The organism is Vibrio sp. WZ-1, assembly GCF_052037695.1.
Lineage (GTDB): Bacteria > Pseudomonadota > Gammaproteobacteria > Enterobacterales > Vibrionaceae > Vibrio.
Genome location: NZ_JBQEQR010000076.1, coordinates 148806 through 171943, shown reverse-complemented (window position 1 = coordinate 171943; position 23138 = coordinate 148806). Strand labels below are relative to the sequence as shown.

20 protein-coding genes are annotated in these 23138 nt (G+C 44.1%); 15 read left to right on the top strand and 5 right to left on the bottom strand.

The window, feature by feature from the left end; all coding sequences use genetic code 11:
• Positions 1 to 46 precede the first annotated feature (46 nt).
• Genes ACTS60_RS13360 through ACTS60_RS13300 form a run of 13 tightly spaced genes read left to right on the top strand, consistent with a single transcriptional unit; the run spans position 47 to position 12944 of the window.
• The gene (locus ACTS60_RS13360) at positions 47 to 1360 is read left to right on the top strand and encodes an AAA family ATPase (protein WP_440888635.1); all 1314 of its coding nucleotides are present in this window, start codon (positions 47 to 49) and stop codon (positions 1358 to 1360) included.
• Between the two features lie 14 nt (positions 1361 to 1374).
• Entirely contained in the window at positions 1375 to 2130 is a 756-nt protein-coding gene (gene cpaB, locus ACTS60_RS13355) for a Flp pilus assembly protein CpaB (RefSeq protein ID WP_440888634.1), read from the top strand.
• 7 nt (positions 2131 to 2137) lie between these two features.
• Positions 2138 to 3616: a type II and III secretion system protein family protein gene (locus tag ACTS60_RS13350; RefSeq protein ID WP_440888633.1), complete on the top strand. Its 1479-nt coding sequence runs from the start codon at positions 2138 to 2140 to the stop codon at positions 3614 to 3616.
• Between the two features lie 11 nt (positions 3617 to 3627).
• Entirely contained in the window at positions 3628 to 3855 is a 228-nt protein-coding gene (locus ACTS60_RS13345; RefSeq protein WP_440888632.1) for a hypothetical protein, read from the top strand.
• Positions 3856 to 3883: 28 nt separating this feature from the next.
• Positions 3884 to 5182 (top strand): pilus assembly protein TadG-related protein, encoded by a 1299-nt coding sequence (locus ACTS60_RS13340; protein ID WP_440888631.1) that lies wholly within the window; start codon positions 3884 to 3886, stop codon positions 5180 to 5182.
• A 17-nt stretch (positions 5183 to 5199) separates the two neighbouring features.
• Positions 5200 to 5658 carry a TadE/TadG family type IV pilus assembly protein gene (locus ACTS60_RS13335; protein WP_440888630.1) on the top strand — a complete coding sequence of 153 codons (459 nt, stop codon included), beginning with the start codon at positions 5200 to 5202 and terminating at the stop codon, positions 5656 to 5658.
• Positions 5655 to 6173 carry a TadE/TadG family type IV pilus assembly protein gene (locus ACTS60_RS13330; RefSeq protein ID WP_440888629.1) on the top strand — a complete coding sequence of 173 codons (519 nt, stop codon included), beginning with the start codon at positions 5655 to 5657 and terminating at the stop codon, positions 6171 to 6173. Before ACTS60_RS13335 ends, ACTS60_RS13330 begins: the two co-directional genes overlap by 4 nt.
• A 12-nt stretch (positions 6174 to 6185) precedes the next feature.
• On the top strand, positions 6186 to 7394 hold the full coding sequence (locus ACTS60_RS13325) for an AAA family ATPase (RefSeq protein WP_440888628.1): 1209 nt from the start codon (positions 6186 to 6188) through the stop codon (positions 7392 to 7394).
• 15 nt (positions 7395 to 7409) lie between these two features.
• Positions 7410 to 8852, top strand: coding sequence for a CpaF family protein (locus tag ACTS60_RS13320; protein ID WP_440888627.1), 1443 nt, complete (start codon positions 7410 to 7412; stop codon positions 8850 to 8852).
• 9 nt (positions 8853 to 8861) lie between these two features.
• Entirely contained in the window at positions 8862 to 9830 is a 969-nt protein-coding gene (locus ACTS60_RS13315) for a type II secretion system F family protein (RefSeq protein WP_440888626.1), read from the top strand.
• Between the two features lie 2 nt (positions 9831 to 9832).
• On the top strand, positions 9833 to 10777 hold the full coding sequence (locus ACTS60_RS13310; protein ID WP_440888625.1) for a type II secretion system F family protein: 945 nt from the start codon (positions 9833 to 9835) through the stop codon (positions 10775 to 10777).
• A gap of 15 nt (positions 10778 to 10792) precedes the next feature.
• Positions 10793 to 11806 (top strand): tetratricopeptide repeat protein, encoded by a 1014-nt coding sequence (locus ACTS60_RS13305; protein WP_440888624.1) that lies wholly within the window; start codon positions 10793 to 10795, stop codon positions 11804 to 11806.
• A 34-nt stretch (positions 11807 to 11840) separates the two neighbouring features.
• Positions 11841 to 12944 carry a phosphatase PAP2 family protein gene (locus ACTS60_RS13300; protein ID WP_440888623.1) on the top strand — a complete coding sequence of 368 codons (1104 nt, stop codon included), beginning with the start codon at positions 11841 to 11843 and terminating at the stop codon, positions 12942 to 12944.
• Positions 12945 to 13013: 69 nt separating this feature from the next.
• Here the strand turns inward: ACTS60_RS13300 and chrA are convergent, their stop codons facing one another.
• Entirely contained in the window at positions 13014 to 14153 is a 1140-nt protein-coding gene (gene chrA, locus ACTS60_RS13295; RefSeq protein ID WP_440888622.1) for a chromate efflux transporter, read from the bottom strand.
• Positions 14154 to 14265: 112 nt separating this feature from the next.
• Here chrA and ACTS60_RS13290 point away from each other — a divergent pair, with 112 nt between their 5' ends.
• The gene (locus ACTS60_RS13290; RefSeq protein WP_440888621.1) at positions 14266 to 15186 is read left to right on the top strand and encodes a LysR family transcriptional regulator; all 921 of its coding nucleotides are present in this window, start codon (positions 14266 to 14268) and stop codon (positions 15184 to 15186) included.
• Positions 15187 to 15285: 99 nt separating this feature from the next.
• Here ACTS60_RS13290 and ACTS60_RS13285 read toward each other — a convergent pair whose 3' ends face one another.
• The 4 genes from ACTS60_RS13285 to ebgR all read right to left on the bottom strand — a co-directional run bounded on the left by ACTS60_RS13285 (position 15286) and on the right by ebgR (position 21696).
• Positions 15286 to 16728: an amino acid permease gene (locus ACTS60_RS13285; protein ID WP_440888620.1), complete on the bottom strand. Its 1443-nt coding sequence runs from the start codon at positions 16726 to 16728 to the stop codon at positions 15286 to 15288.
• 84 nt (positions 16729 to 16812) lie between these two features.
• Positions 16813 to 17262, bottom strand: a complete 450-nt coding sequence (locus tag ACTS60_RS13280; RefSeq protein ID WP_138955040.1) for a beta-galactosidase subunit beta — start codon at positions 17260 to 17262, stop codon at positions 16813 to 16815.
• Between the two features lie 3 nt (positions 17263 to 17265).
• Positions 17266 to 20364, bottom strand: coding sequence for a beta-galactosidase subunit alpha (gene ebgA / locus ACTS60_RS13275; protein ID WP_440888619.1), 3099 nt, complete (start codon positions 20362 to 20364; stop codon positions 17266 to 17268).
• Between the two features lie 345 nt (positions 20365 to 20709).
• A complete protein-coding gene (gene ebgR, locus ACTS60_RS13270; RefSeq protein ID WP_440888618.1) occupies positions 20710 to 21696 on the bottom strand; it encodes a transcriptional regulator EbgR in 987 nt (328 codons plus the stop codon).
• A 380-nt stretch (positions 21697 to 22076) separates the two neighbouring features.
• On the opposite strand from ebgR, the gene galE reads away from it, so the two are divergent.
• Positions 22077 to 23096, top strand: a complete 1020-nt coding sequence (galE, locus tag ACTS60_RS13265) for a UDP-glucose 4-epimerase GalE (RefSeq protein WP_440888617.1) — start codon at positions 22077 to 22079, stop codon at positions 23094 to 23096.
• Positions 23097 to 23138: the final 42 nt, after the last annotated feature.

Genomic DNA, 23138 nt, shown 5'->3' with positions numbered 1-23138 from the left:
TTGCGCTTCTGATAAGTAATGAAGTTGCCTGTGATAGGGAGGTCGCATGGGCTCTGTTTGCTTGGAAAAACTTGTGCCACAAATTACGCCACCGAAAGTGCCAGCATCAGAAGAGGCTCTAGGGGTGCCACCCGCTGTTCTAGAGAACCTGGTTCTGAAGCACTTATCCGCTTACCCAAAATGCGACCTAGTCGAGTTGACTAGCCGATTGTGTGTTGTCTCTCATATTGTTGAAAACGCACTGGCTCAACTAAGACGTCGCAGTTGGGTTGAAGTGTATCAACCTGTCACAGATCAAACGCATCACTCTTATTCTAATGTTCGCTACGGACTCACTGAGCTTGGTATGGCTGAAGCGGAACTCGCGTTTCGCAAGGATGCATATATTGGGCCTGTTCCTGTTTCTTTAGAAGAATATTGGGCAGTAGTTGAGGCGCAAGATATCCGCAAGTATCCAATTGAGAGGAAGGATGTTGATAGAGCGCTACATGATGTTTATGGCTCTGAACGGCTGATTCCAATCTTGGGCCCAGCCATTAACTCTGGTAGGGCATTGCTACTTTATGGCCATGCAGGGACAGGTAAGAGTTATGTGGCTGCTCGCGTATTGAATGCGATGAATACGTCAGTTTTTATCCCTTACGCGGTCTACGCTGACGGAAACGTCATCAAAGTCTATTCGGAACACCACCACCGTAGACTAGATGATAACCATGCGCGATTGAGTATCAAGTTAGAACGACACTACGACAAGAGGTGGGTGCTATGTGAACGACCTAATATCCAAGTGGGTGGTGAGCTCACGATGGAGATGTTGGAAGTGAATCATAGTGAACATAATCGTATTTGGATTGCTCCACTACAAATGATGGCGAATAACGGGATATTGGTTATTGATGACTTAGGTCGTCAACCTATGCCGGTGGATGCCATTCTTAACCGTTGGATTGTACCAATGGAGTACTTCTTCGATCATCTCGCTTTACCCAATGGTCAACAAATTACAGTGCCGTTTATGTTGACGTTAGCGTTTTCATCCAATTTACCACCAAGCTCAATTGCCGATCCTGCCTTTCTCAGAAGACTTGGGTACAAAGTGGAATTTCGTCCGCTCGAGCATGACGATTATGTTTCACTTCTATACGAAACCGCTAAAAACAAAAAACTTTCACTTAAGGAAGGGATTATCGACACATTAATGGGCCTTCATAGCGAAAGTGGTAAAGCTTTCTACCCTTGTTTACCTAAAGATTTGTTGGGTATTAGCAGGGATATTTTATTGTTTGAGGGGCGTAACAGTGAAGTTGACGCAGATGTACTGCGAAGAGCTTGGGAACTCTACTTTACTGTTGATGAATAGGGAGATAGAGAATTATGAGTCGGATACAGATAGTTATGCTGTTATTACTCTCGATTGTGTTTGGACTGGGAGCCGTGATGATAGCGAAGCAGTGGCTTGATGGACAAAATCAACCAACGGTAGAGCTCGAAGAGGTTGAGCGCCATCCTGTGTTAATTGCTGCTATGGAGTTAGAGCCGGGTACTGTTGTTGAAGAACGTCATTTGACCACGAAATTAATGGAAGTGGATTGGATTAAAGAGAGCACGCTAAAAGTACCAGAACAAGCCGTTGGAAGAATCGTTGCTACAACCATTTACGATGGAGAGATGGTTCAGCCAGAGCGTTTGGCACTACCCGGTGAAGGAGCAACGCTCGCGGCACTAATCCCAGAAAGCAAACGTGCCGTAACAATAAGGGTTAATGACGTTATTGGTGTTGCTGGTTTCCTATTACCGGGGAATAAGGTGGATATTCTTAATACCATCGGCGATGGGAAGGGGAAAAGAGCGAATACAACCACAGTTCTTAAAAATATCAAGGTGTTGGCCGTTGACCAAACAGCAAAAACTAAAGACAACAAGCCAGTCATTGTGCGAGCGGTCACGTTGGAAGTGACACCGAAAGAAGCGGAAAAACTGCTTACAGAAAATAGTAAAGGAAAGATCCAATTAGCGCTAAGGAACCCTCACGAGGTCGATAAACCAATTGCGAAAAAACGTTATACACCGCGACCTAGCGTGACGGTAATTAAGGGAACTCAGGCATCAAATGTCCGAGTAAGTAATTAGGTGACTTATGAAAAGAACAATTCTTATTTTTTGTCAGTTACTTCTTATCTGTTTTTCTGTTAACGCGGTAGCAGCGCAGTCTGGAAAAATCGTTACTGTACCGCATCATCAGTCAACTCAACTAATGATCTCGGGAAAGGCGAAGAAAGTAACGCTGGGGGATCCTGCAGTATTAGATCTTTTGATATTGAGATCCAATGAGCTGTTTCTCATTGGTAAAAAACTAGGGACGACGAATGTTTCTGTTTGGGACAGTAGAGGTCGGCTCATTGAGTCCTTTAATGTTGAAGTCACCCATGATCTGAATAGCCTTAAAGCAAAACTGTATCAGTTCTTACCGAACGAAAGTATTGAAGTACACAGTGCGCAAGAAAAAATCGTGCTACGTGGCTTAGTAAGTAGTCAGCAAAATATGGACACCGCTATTAAAGTTGCCGAAACCTTTGCTGTAGGCGATGCGGTGGATAAGGAAAAAGACAGTAATGATGATGACAAAGTACATGAAAGCCCTGTTATCAACCTTTTGTCTATTGGTGGTGCACAGCAAGTAACTTTGGAAGTGACTGTTGCGGAAGTGCAACGTAGCCTAGTACGCCGCTTTGATTCCAATTTCCATTTCTTTCAAAAAAGTGGTGATTTTACCTGGGGGGCAACAACGGTAGGGGGTGATATCCAGGGTATTGACGGGATCATTCAGCCTATTCTCAATGCGCCTGGTGTGAATGAGTTCGGTTTTCTTGGCTCATTTATTGACAGCAACACTCTATTTACCTTTGCACTGGATGTCGCTAAGCAAAATGGCGTAGCGAAAGTGCTTGCGGAACCAAGCCTGACTGCACTGAGTGGTACACAAGCTGAATTTATTGCTGGTGGTGAGTTCCCTATACCAGTACCGAATGACGATGGTATTACCATTGATTACAAAGAGTACGGGGTCGCATTAGATTTTGTCCCATACATTCTTAGTGATAAAAAAATCAACTTAAAGATGAATGTTAATGTCAGTGAAATTGCTAACTCGGGGGTATTAACCTTTAGCCCTGGTGAAGTGAATGCTGCATTCTTTATTCCTCCAATCACTAAACGTAGTGCGGGAACGACGTTAGAACTTGCAGATGGACAAACTATCGGTATTGCAGGTCTGTTAAGCGAAAACGCTCGGAATGTGGATAGTGGTATCCCAGGAGCAAGTGATATTCCAGTGCTTGGTCGACTGTTTAAAAGTGAAGAATTCACATCCGGCGAGACTGAACTGGTAATTTTAGTCACCCCAAGATTAGCCAAGCCAATTGACAGAAGAAGAGTAACGTTACCGACAGACGGTTTTGTTAGCCCAAATGATGTGGAGTTCTATTTATTGGGTAAAGGTGCGCAACTCGATTTTGATAGATACAAACTGAATAGTGATGATCAGCTTGATCTCAATGTTATTGATTACAACGTTTCGGAAGGTGGTTCCGAGGGTAAATTTGGACACAGTTTATAGGAGGAGTCAGGATGAAAAAATTATTCCTATTGTTCATTTTTGTTGCATCTCTGGGGCTCTTGGGCTGTGCGAATGAACCAGAGCTTGGAATCTCAGTAAGCCAATTACGAGCAGAACAAACACTCAATCCTGATGCGTGGCAAGAGAACTTAGGTTATTTGCCAGAAGGCAGCGGAGAGCGTTCACAAGTAAGTCTTGAGGTTTACAACAATAATGGGATAGCCAAAGACAAAGACTAAGCAGAACTTACTGCTTAAGGAGTGGGCTATGCTAATAAAAGGCAATGCCTCATCCAGAACGAAGCAAAGTGGTATCGTTCTGGTGTTAGTGAGTTTGTTGATGTTGTTCATTTTAGCCATGGCAGCATTTGCAATCGATATTAACCATCAAATACTAAATAAAGCACGATTACAAAATGCAGTAGATTCAGCCGCTTTAGCTGGGGCGGTAGTGGCTGATAATACACTGGATGTGACTCAAGCCGAAACGGCTGCGATAGCGATGCTAAATAGCTTTGCGGCATCATCTGGTAACAGTGAAATGACGTTTACAACCGGCAACTCAGCTGTGACATTTTCTGCTGATAGGCAAAGTTGGGTCGACGCGGCTTTTTTTACATTACCAGAGGATGACGATATCTACGTTCGTGTCGCTGTGACGGAGATGCCGTTGACCCAGTATCTGAGTTACATCTTTGGGGGCAATAAGAATGTTTCTGCCAGTGCCGTAGCAGGACGCAGCGCTGCTATTGCGTATACCTGCAATATAACCCCAGTTGCAATGTGTGGTGATCCAACTGCTGGGGCTGATGCGGTATGGGGCTATAACCCTGACGGCTATAATCCAAATACAGATTCTGATCCATCGTTGATTCACGAACTGAAAGTTGGGGATCAGGACAATACCGATATGGGCCCTGGGAATTTCCAGCTACTAGACTTCAGTACCGGTGATGTAGGGAGTGGAGGTGATAGTGATGGTAATAGTGGCGGTGGTTCCGCTTTAGTTCGACAAGCTTTAGCTGGGGCTTACAACGGTTGTGCAGCAGTTGGGACTACCGTAACTACCAAGCCGGGTAACAGTATTGGTCCAGTTGCTCAAGGTTTGAATACAAGGCTCAATGATTTCTCTGGTCCAATTCAGAATGACGGAACAGTCCTGCCTGATAAATATATAAGAGAACCTAATATTTTGATGCAGGAAGGAGGGACTTACTCGGGGGACTTGTATTACGCGGATTACCTTAATGAGCTGAGTGGTTGTGAAAACGGAGGAAGTTGCTCTGGTAATGACTATCTAGGTGATGCGGGACAGAGTGGTCGAAGAATATTACGGGTGCCGATTGTTGATTGTACAGAAGACTCTACTGGTAAGACCGACTTTGATGTTTTGGGGTTTGGCTGCTTCTTTCTACTTCAGCGGGTTGAAAACTCAGGTCAAGCATCGATTTTTGGTCAATTTCTTTATGACTGCATGATCAACAATGGCGCCACGGGTAATAACCCTACAGATAAGGGACCATATCGTATTCAGCTCTATGATGATCCGCTAAGTGGAGAATCATGATGATATTGAGAAATCCAATGAAGTGTAGTGTTAGAAAGGTAGGTAAACCAAGTCACAGTCAAGGGTTGGCTGCTATTGAGTTTATTATTACGTTACCAGTGCTACTGATGCTAGCAGTGCTAGTTATGGATGTTGGGCGGGCATTTATCCAATACACTCAAGTGAACAAAGCGCTACAAAACGGTGCGAGGTACGCCGTTGTGGACACTTACGGTACGCTGAACTTTGATGCAATAGCTGAAGAGTCCAATATTAAAAATGTTGTTATTTACGGTAATCCAGCAGCAGCAGGTTCACCTATTATCGACTTGATTGGTGTTGATGATATCGTGGTGACGCAACCAACGGTGGCGAATAAAGAAGTGACGCTTTCTGCTACTTATAATTACACACCATTATTTTCCAGTTTACCGTTTTCCAATGAATCTCTTCAGTTTTCGATTGGAGCATCAGCCAAGATGAGGACGGGGCCATGAGGACGCTATTGTCAAAACAGAAAGGGGTTACTCAAGTCGAATTTTCGATTATTGCAGTCAGTGTACTAATCGTTATCTTCGTTATCCTGGAATTTGCGGCTTACTTTTATTCAGTACAAATGGTAAATGAAGTAACCAGAAGAGCTGCACGTTTGGCGACAGTTTGTTATGTCGCCGATAGGGATGATATTCCGTCAATGCCTGCGGTAGTGAGTATCTACCCATCGGGGTTTAATGCTAATAATTTGGAAATTACCTATTTAGACCAAAATGGTAATACTGTAGACGTATCTGGTTTTTTGAGTACGCCAATGGCGGATTCGACAGTGCTCGATGCAACATTAACACAGATCAAATACGTTAAAGCACGAGCAATAAATTATAGCTTTCAGTTTGTCGTATTATCATTTTTGATTAATGCTATAGGAACAACACCAAATTTTGAAACCATCCTTCCTGCTGAGAGCCTTGGAATTTTAAGGCCAGAGGGAACGGATGTTATTACGAACTGCTGAGGGAGTAGCAACGTGTTGAAACCAATAAAAATTGCAAGCGATCGTAGTAAAACTTTGAAGACAAATTTGATTATTTGGGTTGTTTATTCATCTGCAGAATTCAAAGCACATATGATCGCTGAACTGTCTGAGTGCTTGAATGTAAATATAGAGTGGATCGAGTTAAAGCTCTTTGTTCAAGAGAATGTGAAGAGCAAGCAAAGTCCGGACCTGGTTTATGTCGAAACAGGGGATGGATGGGCGCAAAAAATTGCACATGTCTACTCTAACGACAGTAACTTACAGCAATCAAATACATCACTTATCGTGTTTGGTGAAGAGCATGATACTGCTTCACTTAAAATGGCGTTAAAGCTGGGAGCATCAGACTATTTTTCTAAAAAGTTTGACTTTGAAGAGATATATCCTCTCTTAAAAACGACGGCTGAAGAAAAAATCTTTAGTAAAAAGATGGGTGATTTGACGCTGTTTATCAATACGAAAGGTGGTGCCGGGGCAACTACATTAGCTTTGAATTCTGCGATTGAATTGGCAAGCTACGTGCAGAGTAAAGTATTACTTGTCGATCTGGATATGCAGTTTAGTGACGCGGCAGATTACTTAAACTGTAAGCCAAAGTACAGCATCAATGATGTAGTCGAGCAAATATCAGATCTCGATGAGTTATCGTTGGATACATTAATATTTAGGCACTCATCAGGATTAAATTACCTCTGTTTTAATCAAGAAAATATCAAAGATAATTTCAAATGTGCTGCTGGGATCAGTAAGTTATTACCGTTATTGAGACAATTTTATTCCCATATTATCGTTGATATGTCTCATGGTATCGATCATACATTCCAACAGATTATATCTCCAGCGACACATGTATTTTTGGTCGTTCAACAAAATGTAACGTCAATAAAGCACGCATCTAATTACGCAAGGATTTTGGAGTTAGATTATAGTGTTGGCGCCCATAATATTGAGGTAATCGTAAATCGCTTTGATAAAAAAGCAGAGATATCGGTAAAAGATATTGAGAGTACGATTAAAGGGCGTTCAATTCATATTGTACCCAATAATTTTTCTTTAGCGTTAGAGTGTGCCAATTTAGGTAACCCAATCGTTCAATCGAAGAAAAATAGTGCAATAAAAGCATCTCTAGCAGAGATATCACATTTACTAGAGAACCCAAAAGAGGATGAAAAAAGCTGGTTTAAGAAATTCTTTTCATAAGCCAAGGAGGGGGCTATGTTTTTTAAACGAAAAAGTGTTGGGGCAAGTTTTTCTGAACTAGCGCAAGAAGAGGAAGCCAAGCTTGACGTCGAAGTGGTAGAGCAAGAAGAAGTAGAAACAGAAAGTGCTGATTCTCTTTCACCACTAGAAGCAAAGCTAAAAGCAGTTGAAGAACAAAAAAAACAGCTTGAGCAAGATCTTGCAGTTAAACATTACTATCACAAGCAGTTGCTTGATACGCTTGATGTGGGACTGTTATCTCACCTAGAAGAAGACCGAGCCAAAACGGAGCTGAAACAAGCCGTGATTCAGCTTATCTCGGAAGATTCGACGCATGCGCTTAGTTCTGAGGCGCGCAGCCGTGTTATCAAACAAATTGAAGATGAAGTGTTTGGTCTTGGGCCTTTGGAGCCATTGTTAGAAGACCCATCAATATCAGATATTTTGGTGAATGGTCATAATGATGTGTATGTTGAGCGATTTGGTAAGCTGGAGAAAACCCCGCACACTTTTCTCGATGACCGCCATTTAAGAAATATCATTGATAGGATTGTTAGCCAAGTCGGTCGTCGTATTGATGAGTCTTCACCTATGGTTGATGCTCGCCTAAAAGATGGCTCTCGTTTTAATGCGATTATCCCTCCTCTTGCAATTGATGGCCCATCCGTTTCTATTCGCCGTTTCGCAGTCGATCGCCTAACCATGGAGAATCTACTCCAATTAAACTCTGTTTCTGAGGGCATGGCTCGATTCCTGGAAGCAGCAGTGGTTGGTGAACTCAATATTCTTATCTCTGGTGGTACGGGCTCGGGTAAAACCACTACCCTGAATATTCTTTCTGGCTTTATTCCTAAAGACCAAAGAATTGTAACCATTGAAGACTCGGCTGAGCTTCAATTGCAACAGCCTCATATTGTCCGTTTAGAAACTCGTCCGGCAAATATTGAAGGAAAAGGCGAAATTAACCAGCGAGAGTTGGTTAAAAACTCATTACGTATGCGACCGGATAGAATCGTTGTAGGTGAGGTTCGTGGTGCTGAGGCCGTTGATATGCTTTCTGCGATGAACACTGGTCATGATGGATCGCTTGCGACCATTCACGCCAATACCCCCCGAGATGCGCTTGGAAGAGTTGAGAATATGTTCTCAATGGCGGGGTGGAATGTATCGACGAAAAACTTACGTGCCCAAATTGCTTCTGCGATTAACTTGGTGGTGCAAATGGAACGCCAAGAAGATGGTAAACGTCGGATGGTCAGTGTTGAAGAGATCAATGGTATGGAAGGGGATGTGATTACCATGTCTCAGATTTTTAAGTTTCAAAGACTAGGGGTGGACAAGGAAGGTAATGTAATCGGTGATTATGTAGCGACAGGCATTGTACCTAGCTGTCATGACCAACTGATAAAACGTGGCCTTGATGTACCATTTGAACTGTTCACTGAGGAAAATCGATAGGAGTTAAGTATGGAAAACCAAGGTCCTATTTTTCTCTTCTTACTGTTTTTGTCGGTTGTATTTATCAGTCAGGCATTAATTCTTCCTTCGGCTGGTAAAAAGGTAAAGCAGAAGCAACTGCTTAAAAGAATTAAAGAAAGTCGGAAAAATGTTGATGAAGAAAGCATCAACTTATTAAGGGCAAGCGCGCTTAAAGATCTGAGTCCTTTAGAGCAACAATTAGTTCAGTTCGACATGTTTGACAACCTCAAACGAAAGCTAGAGTTAGCAGGAATCAATGTCGGATTTAGCAAATTTATATTTGCGTCGTTGCTTGGAGGAATAGCGGTTGCGTTGTTGTTCTTATTTTTTGGTCAAGCTTGGTATCTTTGTATTGCCGTTATGCTGTTTATTTGGGTTTGTGAGTACCTATTTATTCAAAAGCGAATTGATCAGCGCTTGATGAAGTTTGAAGAGCAGCTGCCAGAAGCTCTGGATATTATTAAGCGTGTGTTACAAGCCGGACAACCGATCAATCAAGCCTTTGGGGAAGTGGGGCGTGAAATGCCAGCGCCTCTCGGGCCGGAGTTTCTTAAAACCTTCAATCTACTCAACTATGGCTATGACTTACGTTTAGCCATTATGCAGCTTACCGAAAGAACGCCTACGATTTCTATGTTGGCTTTTGCCAGTGCGGTAATGATGCAAAAAGAGACAGGTGGTAACTTAATTGAGAACATTGAAAAGCTCTCTCGCATTCTCCGAGCTCGATTTAAGCTAACCAGAAAGATCAAAACCATTTCAGCAGAATCTCGGATGTCCGCGTGGATTCTTGTTCTGGCTCCGTTTGCAATGTACATCATTATTGCCATTTCAAAACCTGATTATATCGCCCCTCTACACAATACACCTACAGGTGTGAAATTGATTGGTATGGGGATGGTTGCGCTCTTTATTGGCACCCTTTGGATTCGGAAAATAGTCAGCATGAAGGTGTAGCTATGAATGAACAACAATTAAGAGATTGGCTTGCCCAAATCAATATAGATCAAGAAATCCTCATCATGGCGTTCATCATGATCGCAACGATTTTGGTTGTTCTGACGATTGGCTCTTTACTTATGGGAGTGAACTCCCCAATCAAAAGAAAGTTGGCAGAGTTATCAGGAGAGCCCCAGGGAAAATCCCAAGCGAACGCTAGAATGATGGATACCTTGGAGTCTTTAGCGCCACTCACTTCTCCAAGCAGTGAAAAGGAGAGAGAAACGACCAAAGACAAACTGATGCACGCAGGGTTTCATCAACGTAACGCGTTATCACTGTTTTACGCTATCAAATCCGTTACCACTATCATTGGTCTTTTGGTTGCAATGTTTATCTACATCGTTTTTCCCAATACAGGCCGTCTTTATACCTACATGATTTTAGCGGTTGCGGCGGGACTTTTTGCTCCAGATATCGTGCTAAGACAGATGGTGAAAAAACGCCAAGAGAATATTCGTGCTGGTATTGCTGATATGTTGGATCTATTGGTGGTGTGTACCGAGTCGGGATTGGGTTTTAACGCTGCATTAAGACGGGTAGCCAACGAGTTAGCCATTTCACACCCAGAATTGGCAGATGAGCTTGATACTGTTTGCGTGAAGATTCAGGCAGGTAAGCCAATGCCTGAAGCACTAAGGGAGTTAGTGGTAAGAACAGGTGTTGAGGAAATTATGGGGCTTGTCAGCATGCTCAGTCATGCATCACGAATTGGTGGTAGTTTAGTCGACTCTTTACGTGAGTATACGGAGGACTATCGGGATAAGCGCCAGCAAGCTTTAGAAGAGATGGCTGCAAAGATACCAGTAAAAATGATGTTTCCAATGGTGCTTTGTATTTGGCCTTGTTTCTTTATTGTCGCAGTCGGACCGGCATTAATTATTCTTGCCGAAGCCTTTTTATAAAGAGGGATAGGGGATATGGAAATTCACAAAATTATTTTAATCGGGGCTGTTATATTACTTGGAGCGTGCTCTTCTCAACAAAATGATTCGGACTTTGATAAAAGCTTGTACTCAGGAAAGCCCGTTGAGTCTTTAACTAGTGATGCGCCTCCGGCTACAGAGGAGGAAGCCATTCAACGTGGGGATGCAGCGCTGAGTAATAACAATATCGACCTCGCACTCTATGAGTACATCCGCTCACTTGCCTTTCCTAATGCCCAACACAAAGATAAGACGCTATATACAGTAGGCAAAATCCATCTAGTCAGAGAGAACTACGAGCTGGCTGATCGATCGTTTAGAGCATCGTTGGCAGAAAACCCAGATCATATTGGTGCATTAGCTGAACTAGGAAAGCTCAACACGAAGCAAGGTAAAAAAGAGGTCGGTGAGAGTTATTACCTGAGAGCGATCAATGCTGACCAAATTCGTTTGGGTGGAGAGCCTAATATCAGTAAAGACACGGTATCTAAAGAATCTGTCGCAGGGTTGCGTTTTGATGAGTCCTCTCCAAGTGAGGCTTATGTTGGGCTTGGTGTGCTTGCTGATGTTAAAGGGCAACATGAAACTGCCCAGGCTCTACTTAGAAAAGCAGTGGAGATAGATAACCGCAACGTTAATGCCCTTGTGAGCCTAGGTTATTCTTATTATATGGTTGAAGACTATTTTAGAGCGTCGCATTTTACTAATGCTGCATTGAGTGTAAGTCCGACAAACGAAAGAGCAATCAATAACTTAGGGTTAATATCTTTAGCTAAAGGTCAACCTCGCCAAGCATTAACTATATTTAATAAGCACATGAGTGAACCTGAAGCGCTCAATAATGTGGGCTATTTCTTGATTCTTCAAGGTAAACCGGGTGAAGCGATCCCTTACTTGCAGCAAGCCATCAACAAGAATCCTTCTTACTATGAAATGGCCAACAAGAACTTAGAGCGTGCTTTAGCGATGGTTCGTGAAGGTACAGATACATCAACAGTTGTTTTTTGATGTTAGCGAATGAGATAACCAAAGGGGCGTCGCTATGCGTATCTTAGTAAGTTCTTTGAATGAAGTTGCTCAAGAGCTTATTAAAGATAAGCTCCTTTATTATTTTGTTTTGCTGACTTGCATCGTTACTTATGTGATTTATAGCATCTATCAAGACCAAGTCGTTTATCAATATCAGTTCAGTGATTACTTAGGCAGACTATCTATCTGTTTGAAAGCGTTGTTCTTTTCTTGGAGTTTCTTTTTTTACTTCAAAATGCTGATAAAGAAAGAAGAGCGATTATTCTATTCTTATTATATTACCTTGAAAGGGATGCTATCTCCGGCGAGTAACGTTGTTGTCTTTATATCAAGAGTGATGTTGCTCAATATCTGTTTAGCAAACTATACCTACCTTAAGCAGATCATCCCTGATATTCACGCTTTCAGATTCGATGAATTGTTCTATCAATGGGATCTTTTTCTTCACGGAGGCGTATCACCTTGGGTTTTAACCCATGAGCTTTTTGCTAGTTCATACTGGACGATGTTTTTTAACTTCGCCTACAACCTTTGGTTTTTGTTGATTTGGGGTAGCTTCTTGTACTTCATGTGGTATTGCAAGAATGAGTACAATCGACAATCCTACCTGCTATCATTTTTTATGACTTGGTTTTTTATTGGGGGCATTTTAGCAGTCGCAATGAGCTCGGCCGGACCATGCTTTATGCACTTACTGTATCCGGATAAGACCATGTACTTACCTTTAATGGATCGATTGTCTAACCAAGTTGATTCTTTCTGGTTATTGCAAATATACGGCGGTGAAACGTCACAGCTTCAAGAGTATTTATGGCAGTCATATTCCTCTCGGAGTACAGACATAGGTGCTGGAATATCGGCTATGCCAAGTATGCACGTCGCCTCTTCCGTTTTGCTGGCTCTGGGCGCGTATCAAATCAACAAAAAGGTGGGAATCTTACTTTGGTGTTTTGCAATCATAATTATGATCGCTTCCGTACACCTTGCTTGGCATTACGCGGTAGACGGTTATGTCGCTTTAGTTGTCACTGTGGTGATTTGGAAAGTGGCGCAATTTGTGGTTGGGAAAGTCGGTGTAAAAAGTAAAACCCAAGAAGTGGCAATGGATACGGTGTAGAAGAAAACTGTTTTTAAGCCTCAAGCAGCGCACCAAGCTATTCGGATGGTGCGCTTTTTCGTTTGAGTTTTACATCATACCCGTCACGCAGCCTGCTGCGACAAAGAATACGATCATCCAAAGTACAGACAGGTTAAGCTTTTTATGTAGGTAGAAACCTGCAATGACCAGTGCGATATCAATCGGAGCGATCACAGCACTAGTGAATACCGGTTGGTAAAGTGCCGCTAAGAGTAAACCAACCACTGAGGCATTCACGCCGTTAATCGCGCCAGACACTACAGGCTTACCTGCCAACGCTTGCCAGTTTTTCAGTACACCAAGTAACAGCAAGAAGCCCGGAAGGAAGACGCCCAGTGTCGCAACTAGCGCCCCTAGAATTGGTGTATCCGATAGCTCATAGCCAATGTAAGTTGCTAAGGTAAACATCGGTCCTGGTACGGCTTGCGCTGCTGCATAGCCTGTTAGGACGGCATCTTGGCTGAGCTGATCGCCAACGATGTTTTGCAACAACGGAAGAACGACGTGACCGCCACCAAACACTAAACTACCTGCTTGGAAGAAATCACTAAACAATCTGAGCATCGGTAGAGTATGAGCCACCAATGGTAAACCAACGAGAAGTACGGCAAACAGCGCAAGTGGAGCGATAGTCGGTTTAAACGGCTCTGTTGGTGCGGTCGATTCTTTCTTCAGATATTGAGTACCAATCAAACCTGCCACTACTAAGACCAGCATTTGCGTCATGATGCTAGGTGCGACCAATAACGCAATTGCGGTTGCCACACACAAGCCTGCAGTCAGTTTGCTTTGGCAGAAATTTTTGTACATTCCCCATGTCGCATCAGCAACCACTACAACAGCCAGTAACTTCAAGCCGTGTACGATGTTTTGAAACAGTGCAGTATCCGTGATTTGGCTACTCACCATCGCAAGAGCCAACATGATGATCACTGATGGTAAGGTGAATCCAAGAAACGCCATACAAGCACCGCCCAGACCTCCGCGTTTGTAGCCTAATGCAAAGCCAACTTGGCTTGACCCCGGTCCTGGTAGGAATTGGCTCAATGCCACGATTTGTGCGTATTCGCTATCATCAATCCACTTGAGTTTTTCCACGAACGTTTGGCGGAAGTAACCGATGTGTGCCGCAGGACCACCGAAACTGATCCAACCAAGCCAAAAAAAGGTTTTAAAAATGGTAAACATGTTGAGCCTGTTAAATATCCAATAACGCTCCAGTTACTGTATGAAATGTACTAAGATGACTCAAATTAATAGTTTTAATTTCATCTATGAATGAAATGGGATTGGGTGGTTTGTGAAAGATGATATTCAGTGGCGTAACATCGATTTGAATCTATTGGTGACCTTCTCTTATCTGTATCGCTATCGCAGTGTGAGTTTGGCTGCCGAGAAGAGTTTTGTCAGTCAGTCCGCCATGAGCCACAGTTTGTCGCGTTTGCGTGTGCTGTTTGATGACCCTCTGTTTGAGCGTAAAGGGCATAAAATGGATCCGACTGAGCACGCGCATCATATCGCGCCAACAGTGCATCATTTATTGGATTCGATTGCCAAAGACTTGCTGACTAAGTCCGAGTTTCAGCCAGAGAACTACACTGGCGTGTGTCGTATTGGTCTTACCGATTACGCTGAGTTTATCTTCGCCCCTCTGCTTTATGATGAGATCCGCAAGCGCGCGCCGGAAGCGCAAATCAGCTTTATCAATGTTAACCGTAGCAACTATGTCGCGATTACCGAACATGACAAGATCGATGTCATTCTTGGCAGTATGCCAGTACTCGACGACAACTTTGATAGCCAATATCTCTATACGGAAAAACATGTGTGCCTATGTGATAAACAGGTATTAAATGGTAAGACTGAATTGTCGATTGAAGCTTTTGCCAATATTGAACAAGCCTTGGTGAGCCCTGATGGAAGTTTAACGACACAGGTAGACAAAAAGCTCGCAGAACATGGTTTAAGCCGTAAGGTGACTGTGGCCTCACGTAATTTCTTGACGATAAGGAACTTAATTAAGCAGCGTGAGTTGGTAGCCATTGTGCCGGAAAAAATGGCCTCGGCAGAGGGATTTTCGGACGATTTAGTCACGGTTCAGCCACCGATCGCCGTCGCTGATTTTGATATTGCTATGCTTTGGCATACCAGCCGTAACAATGAAGATAAAGGGATTTGGCTACGTCAGCTGGTGGCAAATGTTGTTAACTCTACACGCTAACAGTACTTAGCCAAAAGATGAGTGAATAAGACGCGATAAAAAAGGGCACCGGTGGATGCCCTTGGTCTGACGAATATTGTCAGGTGCTATCAAGCTCTATCAGTGAGATTTAATCGCTTGAGTTGCTGGCGCTGCTTCTTTTGCGCGCTCTTCTTGGTTAAGTGATTTTTCGTATTGGCTGTACTTCCACCAAGCAAAGCCAAGGAAAATCACAATGCCACCAACGTTGTAGAAAATAATGGTCATGATATCTGCACCCGTTGGGAAGGTAGATGCTAGGAAACCAACGGTAAAGATAACAATCAGCACAGAGACGGCTGCGATACCTGTCATACGAGAGCCCATTTTGAAATCACGCTCTAGGTGATCCAGTTTTAAACGTAGGTTTAGGTAAGCCAACATAATAAACAGCGGTGGTAACATAGACGCCGCAGCTGTCATGTTAATTACTGTGTTCATCAAATCTTGCGCTGTATTTGAGCCCAGAGTTGGGATGATCATCAGTGGAATAACGATTAGGAATTGGTACCAAGCTGCACGAGCTGGCACGCCATTTTCATTCAACTCTATCGTTTTCTTACCGAAGATACCTTCTGGGATTTCAGAGAAGAAGATTTTTACTGGTGTTGCTGTCCACATCAGTAGAGAACCAAACATCGCCGTGAATGACACTAAGCCTACAAAGCGGTTCATCAATACTTCAGGCAAGCCGAAGTGCGCTGCCAAACCTTCAAAGACTTGTACAGAGCCGCCAGTGTATTTTAGCGTTTCGCTTGGTACGAACACGTTAATTAATACTGAAGCCACACAGTAAAGTACGCCAATAAAGATACCCGCAACGATGATCACTTTAACAAAAGACTTTGAGCCACCTTTCACGTCATTTACGTAAACCGCCACCGATTCAGCGCCGCCAGCAGCCATAAATATCCAAGTGGTAATGCCGAGGAATGCCCAGCTAAAGTCTGGCACCATAGCTTCTACTGTGATTGGGTCAGCAGGTTGGACACCACCGATTAACGCCGCGCCAGCAAGCAGGATGTATGACATGGTTAGTAATAGCATTAAAGAAGACGTCACCGAGGTAATTGGCCCCAACATCTTTGCGCCATTGGTCGATACGTAAGTTGCGAACGCGAATAAAATCATACTCAGTGCGGTTGTGGTAAGCGGGGTCAGAATGTATTCATAACCAAGGAACGCGTACGACGCATAAGCTATGACGCGAGGCAGTAATGAAGTGAAGAAAAATAGGTTAACAAACCAGTAGGTGTAGGCAGAAATAAATGCCCATCGGCCACCGAGTGAGCTTTTCACCCATGCGTACACGCCCGCTTCAGAGTTTTTATTTAGCGAAACAAACTCAGCGATGATCAAACAGAAAGGAATAAAGTAAAAAATGGTTGCCAAGAAAAACATTGGCGCTGAAGCAAGACCGATCTCAATGTTGTTATTAATTACGTTGTTGAAGCTAAAAACCGCGGCAAAGGTAAGGGACAATAACCCGAATTTGCCTATCGTATTACGTTTGGATTCAGACATCTTCTATCTCCGATGAATCACGTTGGAATTGTAGGGAGGAAGGGCTTGCATTGCTGTGAGCGCAGCCCCTCTCTTGTTCTTTTGTTATTTATTTAAGAAGTAGCCGTCTTCGATAGTCACTTTCAGCACCACCTTTCTAACGCGGTTATCACCGTGAAAGCGGTACGCTTTAGTGTTATCAAAAATTGCAACTTGGCCTTCGCAAAGCTCACGAGTCTCACCTTGGCCAGATAGAAATTCGCGGTCGGTTTCATCTTGGTAAGCTTGCTCGGGTTGTAGGTTTTTCTTGTCTGCGAACTCTACCGTTTCGCGCCCTTCAAGGTAGTAATGAACGTCGAAGTAGCGGCGATTACCTTCAAACATTTCAGTTTGTTTTGTGCCGTCTTGAATCATGTAGACCAATGAATCTCCGATGGAGTACATCACGCCATCTTTGAGGTTTATGGTGTTTTCAATCGCCTCGACACAGCGTTGCCATTTGCGCCCATTGCGGTACACGACTTTGAATTGGTCTAAGTTGTCTAACACGATCATGGATTACGCCTCGTTTGCTGTTTGAGTATTAGGTTGAGTGAAGAATGCATTGTCGAAATCATGGTTTGCCATGGCTTGAGCACTGCAATCGCCAGCTTGAAGCGGCATCAGTGTTAAGCCATAACGGAATTCATCCATGTAAACTCTGTATGAATCAAGTACTTCGCTTCCCCATGAGTTAGAACCCAGTCCCATCACTTGATGGTCAAGATTTAGGGTAATGTAGCCGCTTTTTTCTAGCTCAATGGTGTGTTGTGCTTCATGCAGGTTTTGGTTGGTGTAGAACCAAGCACTGAAGTTGATTTCTTGCTGTGGCTTCACCAACAAACCTGTGCCATGACGGTTAGTTAGTGATGCCCAGCGAACGTGTTGGCGGTTGCCGTTGTTTTGCGGGAACGGGTAGTTCTCAAACATGTCCGCTACCGTGCTGTGGTAGACATCAATCAAGTTTGCTTGGCGACTGTCTTGGTAGTTCTCTTCAGGGCCGCGACCGTAGTAACTTACTTGGTCAAAGTTGCCATTGATGCCTAAGTCGAGTCCTATTACAGGGATAACGTGTGGGTAGTCGCCGTAGCGCTCACCGTTCAGTTCCACATTCAAGTGACCTTGTGCGTTGATTTGGTAGCGATACGTACAGCGCATGCCAAAATCGAACACTGGCGGGGCAATAATGCTGGTGGTCGTAACCGAAACTGAGCCGTCAGCAGCTTCCACTTGCAGAGTGCGGAAGTGCTCTTGCATGATTTGCAGGTGAGCTGGATGCCACAACCCTTCGTACTCTTGTTTATGGTTATCAATCATCGGTTTGAAGAAGTTTAGTTTAGGCTCTGATTGAATCAACTCTTCACCATTGACGCGCCAAGAGGTCAGCTTACCGTTGACTTTAGAGAAGGTCAGCGTGAAGTTGTGACCTTCAATCACGTGCTCTAAGCGGCTTTCTGTCGTGACTAAAGCTTGTGCGTTGTGGCTAACAAACTTGGCTTCATTTGCTGTGTTCTCTTTCAGTTGGAACTGGTAAACCGCGATGTTGTGGTTCGCTTCGCTGTACAGAGTGCGGCTGTCTTTACGAACGGTGAAGTTAATAAAGGCTTCACGCTCGTCCAGCTCAGGCAGGTTAATGGTGATTTCACGTACACTATTGGCTGCGAGATCTTCGACCTTAAACTGCACGCAGCGCAGCGTTTCACCTTCCGCTCGGATATCAGCCGTAATGGTGTAATCATCAAGGTTGGTAAACCACAATTTGTTCTCTACGGTGAAGGTGTTTGTCGTGCCTTCTACGGCTTTGATTTTTACCGGTGCAATAACTTGTTTGTACTCTTTCAAGCCCGGCCCAGGTGTTTGATCTGGGTAAATCAAACCATCCATACAGAAGTTATAGTTATTCGGGTAATCGCCGTAATCACCGCCATATTTGTAGAACTCTTGGCCGTTTTCATCACGTGCTAATACGCCGTGGTCACACCATTCCCATACGTAGTGGCCTTGAATGTGGTCATGTTTGTAGAATACGTTTTGGTATTCCGTTAGACCGCCTGGGCCGTTACCCATCGCATGTGCGTATTCGCAGATGATGCGTGGTTTCTCGTGTGGGTGCTCACCAAAGTGATTCATGAGCTGAGCACGTGAGTACATGGTAGAGATCACGTCGACAACTTCAGCATCACGGTCTTCTTCGTAATGCACCAAGCGGGTGTCATCTATCGCTTTGGTTGCGTCGTACATCGAGCGGATGTTGCAGCCGTAACCAGACTCATTGCCCAGTGACCACATGATGATCGAAGGGTGGTTCTTTTGTGCGTGAATGTGGCGCTCTGCGCGGTCAACAAACACACTCTCCCATGCCGCATCATTGGTAATGCGACTTAGATCACCAACGTTAGCAAAGCCGTGGGTTTCGACGTCGGTTTCTGCCATCACGAACAAACCGTAAATGTCACACAATTCGTAGAAGCGTGGGTCATTAGGGTAGTGCGCGGTGCGAACTGAGTTGATGTTGTGTTGCTTCATCAAGATCAGATCTTTCTCGATGCGCTCCATGCCGACTGCACGACCTTTTAGGTGGTCGTTATCATGGCGGTTCACACCGTGCAGCATCACGTATTGGTTGTTGATGTAGAACAGACCATCACGCACTTTAATGTCTCGGAAGCCAACACGTTGTGGGATCACCTCAATCACATTGCCTTGTGCATCTTTTAGAGTGATGAACAGTTGGTAAAGGTATGGATTTTCCGCTGTCCAATGGGTTGGGTTCTCAACATCAATGGCAAAGCTTGTTTGGCTGTTGTCTTGGATAGTGAGGGCGTCACATTGGCCGCTTGCAACGACAGTACCTTTATCTTTTAGGGCATATTCCAACGTGTAACCAGACGCAACGGCGTTAGACAGGTTTTCTAGCTCAACTTGGCAGCCTAAGGTGGCGCTTTGGTAGTCGTCGGCGAAATCAGTACGAACAGTCAGATCTTGGACGTGAACATGCTCTTTTCCGACAAGGTAAACATCGCGGAATATGCCGGCTGTCCACCACATATCTTGGTCTTCAATGTAAGTCGAATCTGCCCATTGCATCACTCGTACAGACAATAAGTTCTCGCCTTGTTGAACGTAAGAAGAAATGTCGAACTCAGCAGTCAAGCGACTGCCTTTGCTAAATCCTACGTAATGACCGTTTACGTAAACTTCGAAGTAAGTTTCAACGCCATCAAATTTGATGATGGTTTGTTTGTTGTCCCATTGCTGGCCAAGCGTGAAAGTACGTTGGTATGCTCCGGTTGGGTTATCGGTAGGTACAAACGGTACATCGATAGGGAATGGGAAACCTTCATCAGTGTATTGAAGATCGCCGTGGCCTTCCATTTGCCACATGTTTGGAACAGTAATATGTCCCCAGTCTTCCATTTGTTGTGAGTAAAACGCTTCAGGAACCAAAAGCGGGTTAGTGAAGTAGTTAAATGCCCATTGACCACTCAGTAGCTTGAAGCGGCTGCTCAGTTCGCGTTGGAATGTTTGTGCGTTTTTAACGGAATCGTATGAGAAGAAGTAAGCTCGTGGTGCCATACGGTTCTCATGTAGATGAAGGAAGTTTTCCCAGTTGTTCACGTTTGTTCTCCCCTCGGCTTAGTTTGGTTAGTCATGAAAGGGGTGACCCTATGTTGACGTTATCCAAAAGAAAAATGCAGCCGATGTCGTTTGAAAAAGAGTTATTAATTATCTGGGAAAAGATATTAGTAAAAGTTTTACTAAAATAAATTAGTGAAAACGTTTAACTTTAACTTGGTCACGTTTTATTGAACGATCATTGAGCAAGATGTGATCGGGGTAAAGGAATAGCATCCCAAGCTTATTTGCTGGGTAAAATGAGTAAAAAGTAACAGGATTTATTAGAAGGGAAATAAAAAGCACTGAAGATTCAGTGCTTTATAAAATTAGAATGAAGAGGGATAACTATTTGGTTGTACCGCGTAGTTTTAACTTACTAGGTACATGAACTTGTAGAGGCAGCGCACGACCATCGCGATATTTTTCTACTAATAAGTTTACCCCTTGAATACCCATCATCTCTGAGTGGATACGCACTGTCGAAAGCGGTGGAAAGGTAAAGCGTGCGGTTGGAATATCATTGACGCTAATCAGAGCAATGTCCTGTGGGATGTTCAGACCGAACTCATGAATTGCGCGTAAAACACCAATCGCAATTGAGTCCGAAGCGATAAACAGTGCTTTGGGAAAGTCGCCTTTGGTCAGCATGGCTTTTGCTAAGTCATAACCAGACAAGCTAGAGAAGTCGCCGCGATAAATGTCGCTTTCCGACACTACGCCTTTTAGGTTGCCATATTCAACAAACGCATTTTCACGAATATCCGCGGTGTTTGGTTCATCTTGACCACCAATAAAACCAATCCGTTCGTAGCCTTGCTCGACAAAGAAGTCGACCACTTGTTTACTTATTCTCGCGAGATCGATATCAACACAGTCATAAGTACTGTCATTGTCAGAGAAATCGATGTAGCAAATACTGTCCGAAAGGCGCTTGGGCAATTTACGGATAATAGCATTATCGGTCTTTCCCACTAAAAGGATGCCGGTGATTTTTTGCGTTTCGACATCGATAACGCTGTCGTAGCAGTTGGTTAGCGTGATGCCCAACTTATCACATTGGGTTTCAATCCCGTGACGAATGGATAGGTAATAAGGGTCATTCACTTCTGCTTCTTGCTTGTAATTGTACAAGGCTAAAAAGTGATGCTTCTGCTTTGCTTCCTTAGTGGCTTTTTTGGAACTGCTGGTGCGGTATTCCAGCTTTTCTGCGATTTCTAAGATGCGGTGTTTGGTTTCTTCTTTTACGCTCAAGGTCGGATCGTCATTTAATACGCGCGACACAGTCGCGAGTGAGACGCCAGCTTCAGTAGCGATATCTTTTAATGTTGCCATGTGCACTTCCCGTTGGCATAGCTCACTGTCCCAGTGAGGCAATAATAATATATGCATTGTAAACAGGTGCTTAAAGATGCACAAACTTTTAGTAAAACAGCATGTTTTTTTGTTCCTAGTCCATAGTCCTATCTATCCATTGTTATTCACCTATTAAATCGACCACGTTTACTAAATACATTCTATAAATAGGAGTTTCTGTCTCTTTTGTGGAAACGTTTACACAACTTTGAATTCGATCACGGATCTGGATCGATGTTGGTTGGTAGACTTTTAGCCAGTTAAGAAGTGGACGGCGTTTCGCTGGTGATTGGTTTATTAGGCTCAGCCAACCATCAGCAATTAACCGGGCATTCAGTAGCAACAGTGGAGAAGCAAAAGTGAAAGTTCTTGTCACAGGCGGTATGGGGTACATCGGTAGTCACACATGTGTACAGATGATTGAAGCTGGTATGGAGCCAATCATTGTCGATAACTTGTGTAATGCCAAAGTGGAGGTGTTAAACCGTATTGAAGCGCTAACTGGTAAGCAACCGGCTTTCTACCAAGGCGACATTCGTGATGAAGCCTTTTTAGACTCAGTATTTACCAAACATAACATTCAAGCTGTGATTCACTTTGCTGGCCTGAAAGCGGTGGGAGAATCTGTCGCGAAACCATTGGAATATTACGACAACAATGTGAATGGCTCATTGGTGTTGGCGCGCAGCATGCGTAAGGCGGGCGTGAAAAGCATTGTATTTAGCTCTTCGGCAACGGTTTACGGCGACCCTGACATTGTGCCGATTACGGAAGACTCTCCAACGGGCGCAACCACTAACCCATACGGTCGCAGCAAGTACATGGTGGAAGAGTGCTTGAGCGATTTGTTCAACGCAGAAAACGACTGGAGCGTGACTTTGCTGCGCTACTTCAACCCAGTTGGTGCGCATCCATCGGGCACTATGGGTGAAGACCCTCAGGGCATCCCAAACAACTTGATGCCGTTTATCGCGCAAGTGGCAGTAGGCCGCCGAGAAAAACTGTCGGTATTCGGCAATGACTACCCAACACCGGACGGCACTGGCGTGCGTGATTACATTCACGTGATGGACTTGGCAGACGGCCATATCGCAGCGCTGAAATCGGTGGGCGAAAAAGCCGGTTTGCACATTTACAACCTAGGCACGGGCAAAGGCTCTAGCGTGCTTGAGATGGTAGAAGCTTTCGCAACGGCTTGTGGTAATCCAGTGTCTTATGAGCTTTGTCCTCGTCGCCCTGGTGACATTGCAGAATGCTGGGCAAGTACAGATAAAGCGGAGCGAGACCTTGGTTGGAAAGCGATGCGCAGTGTTGCGGAAATGACGGCAGATACGTGGAAGTGGCAGTCAAACAATCCGCAAGGTTATTCCCCTGCGTAATTGAAGTCGCACTGTTGTTGATTGACCGCCTAGCTGCAACTC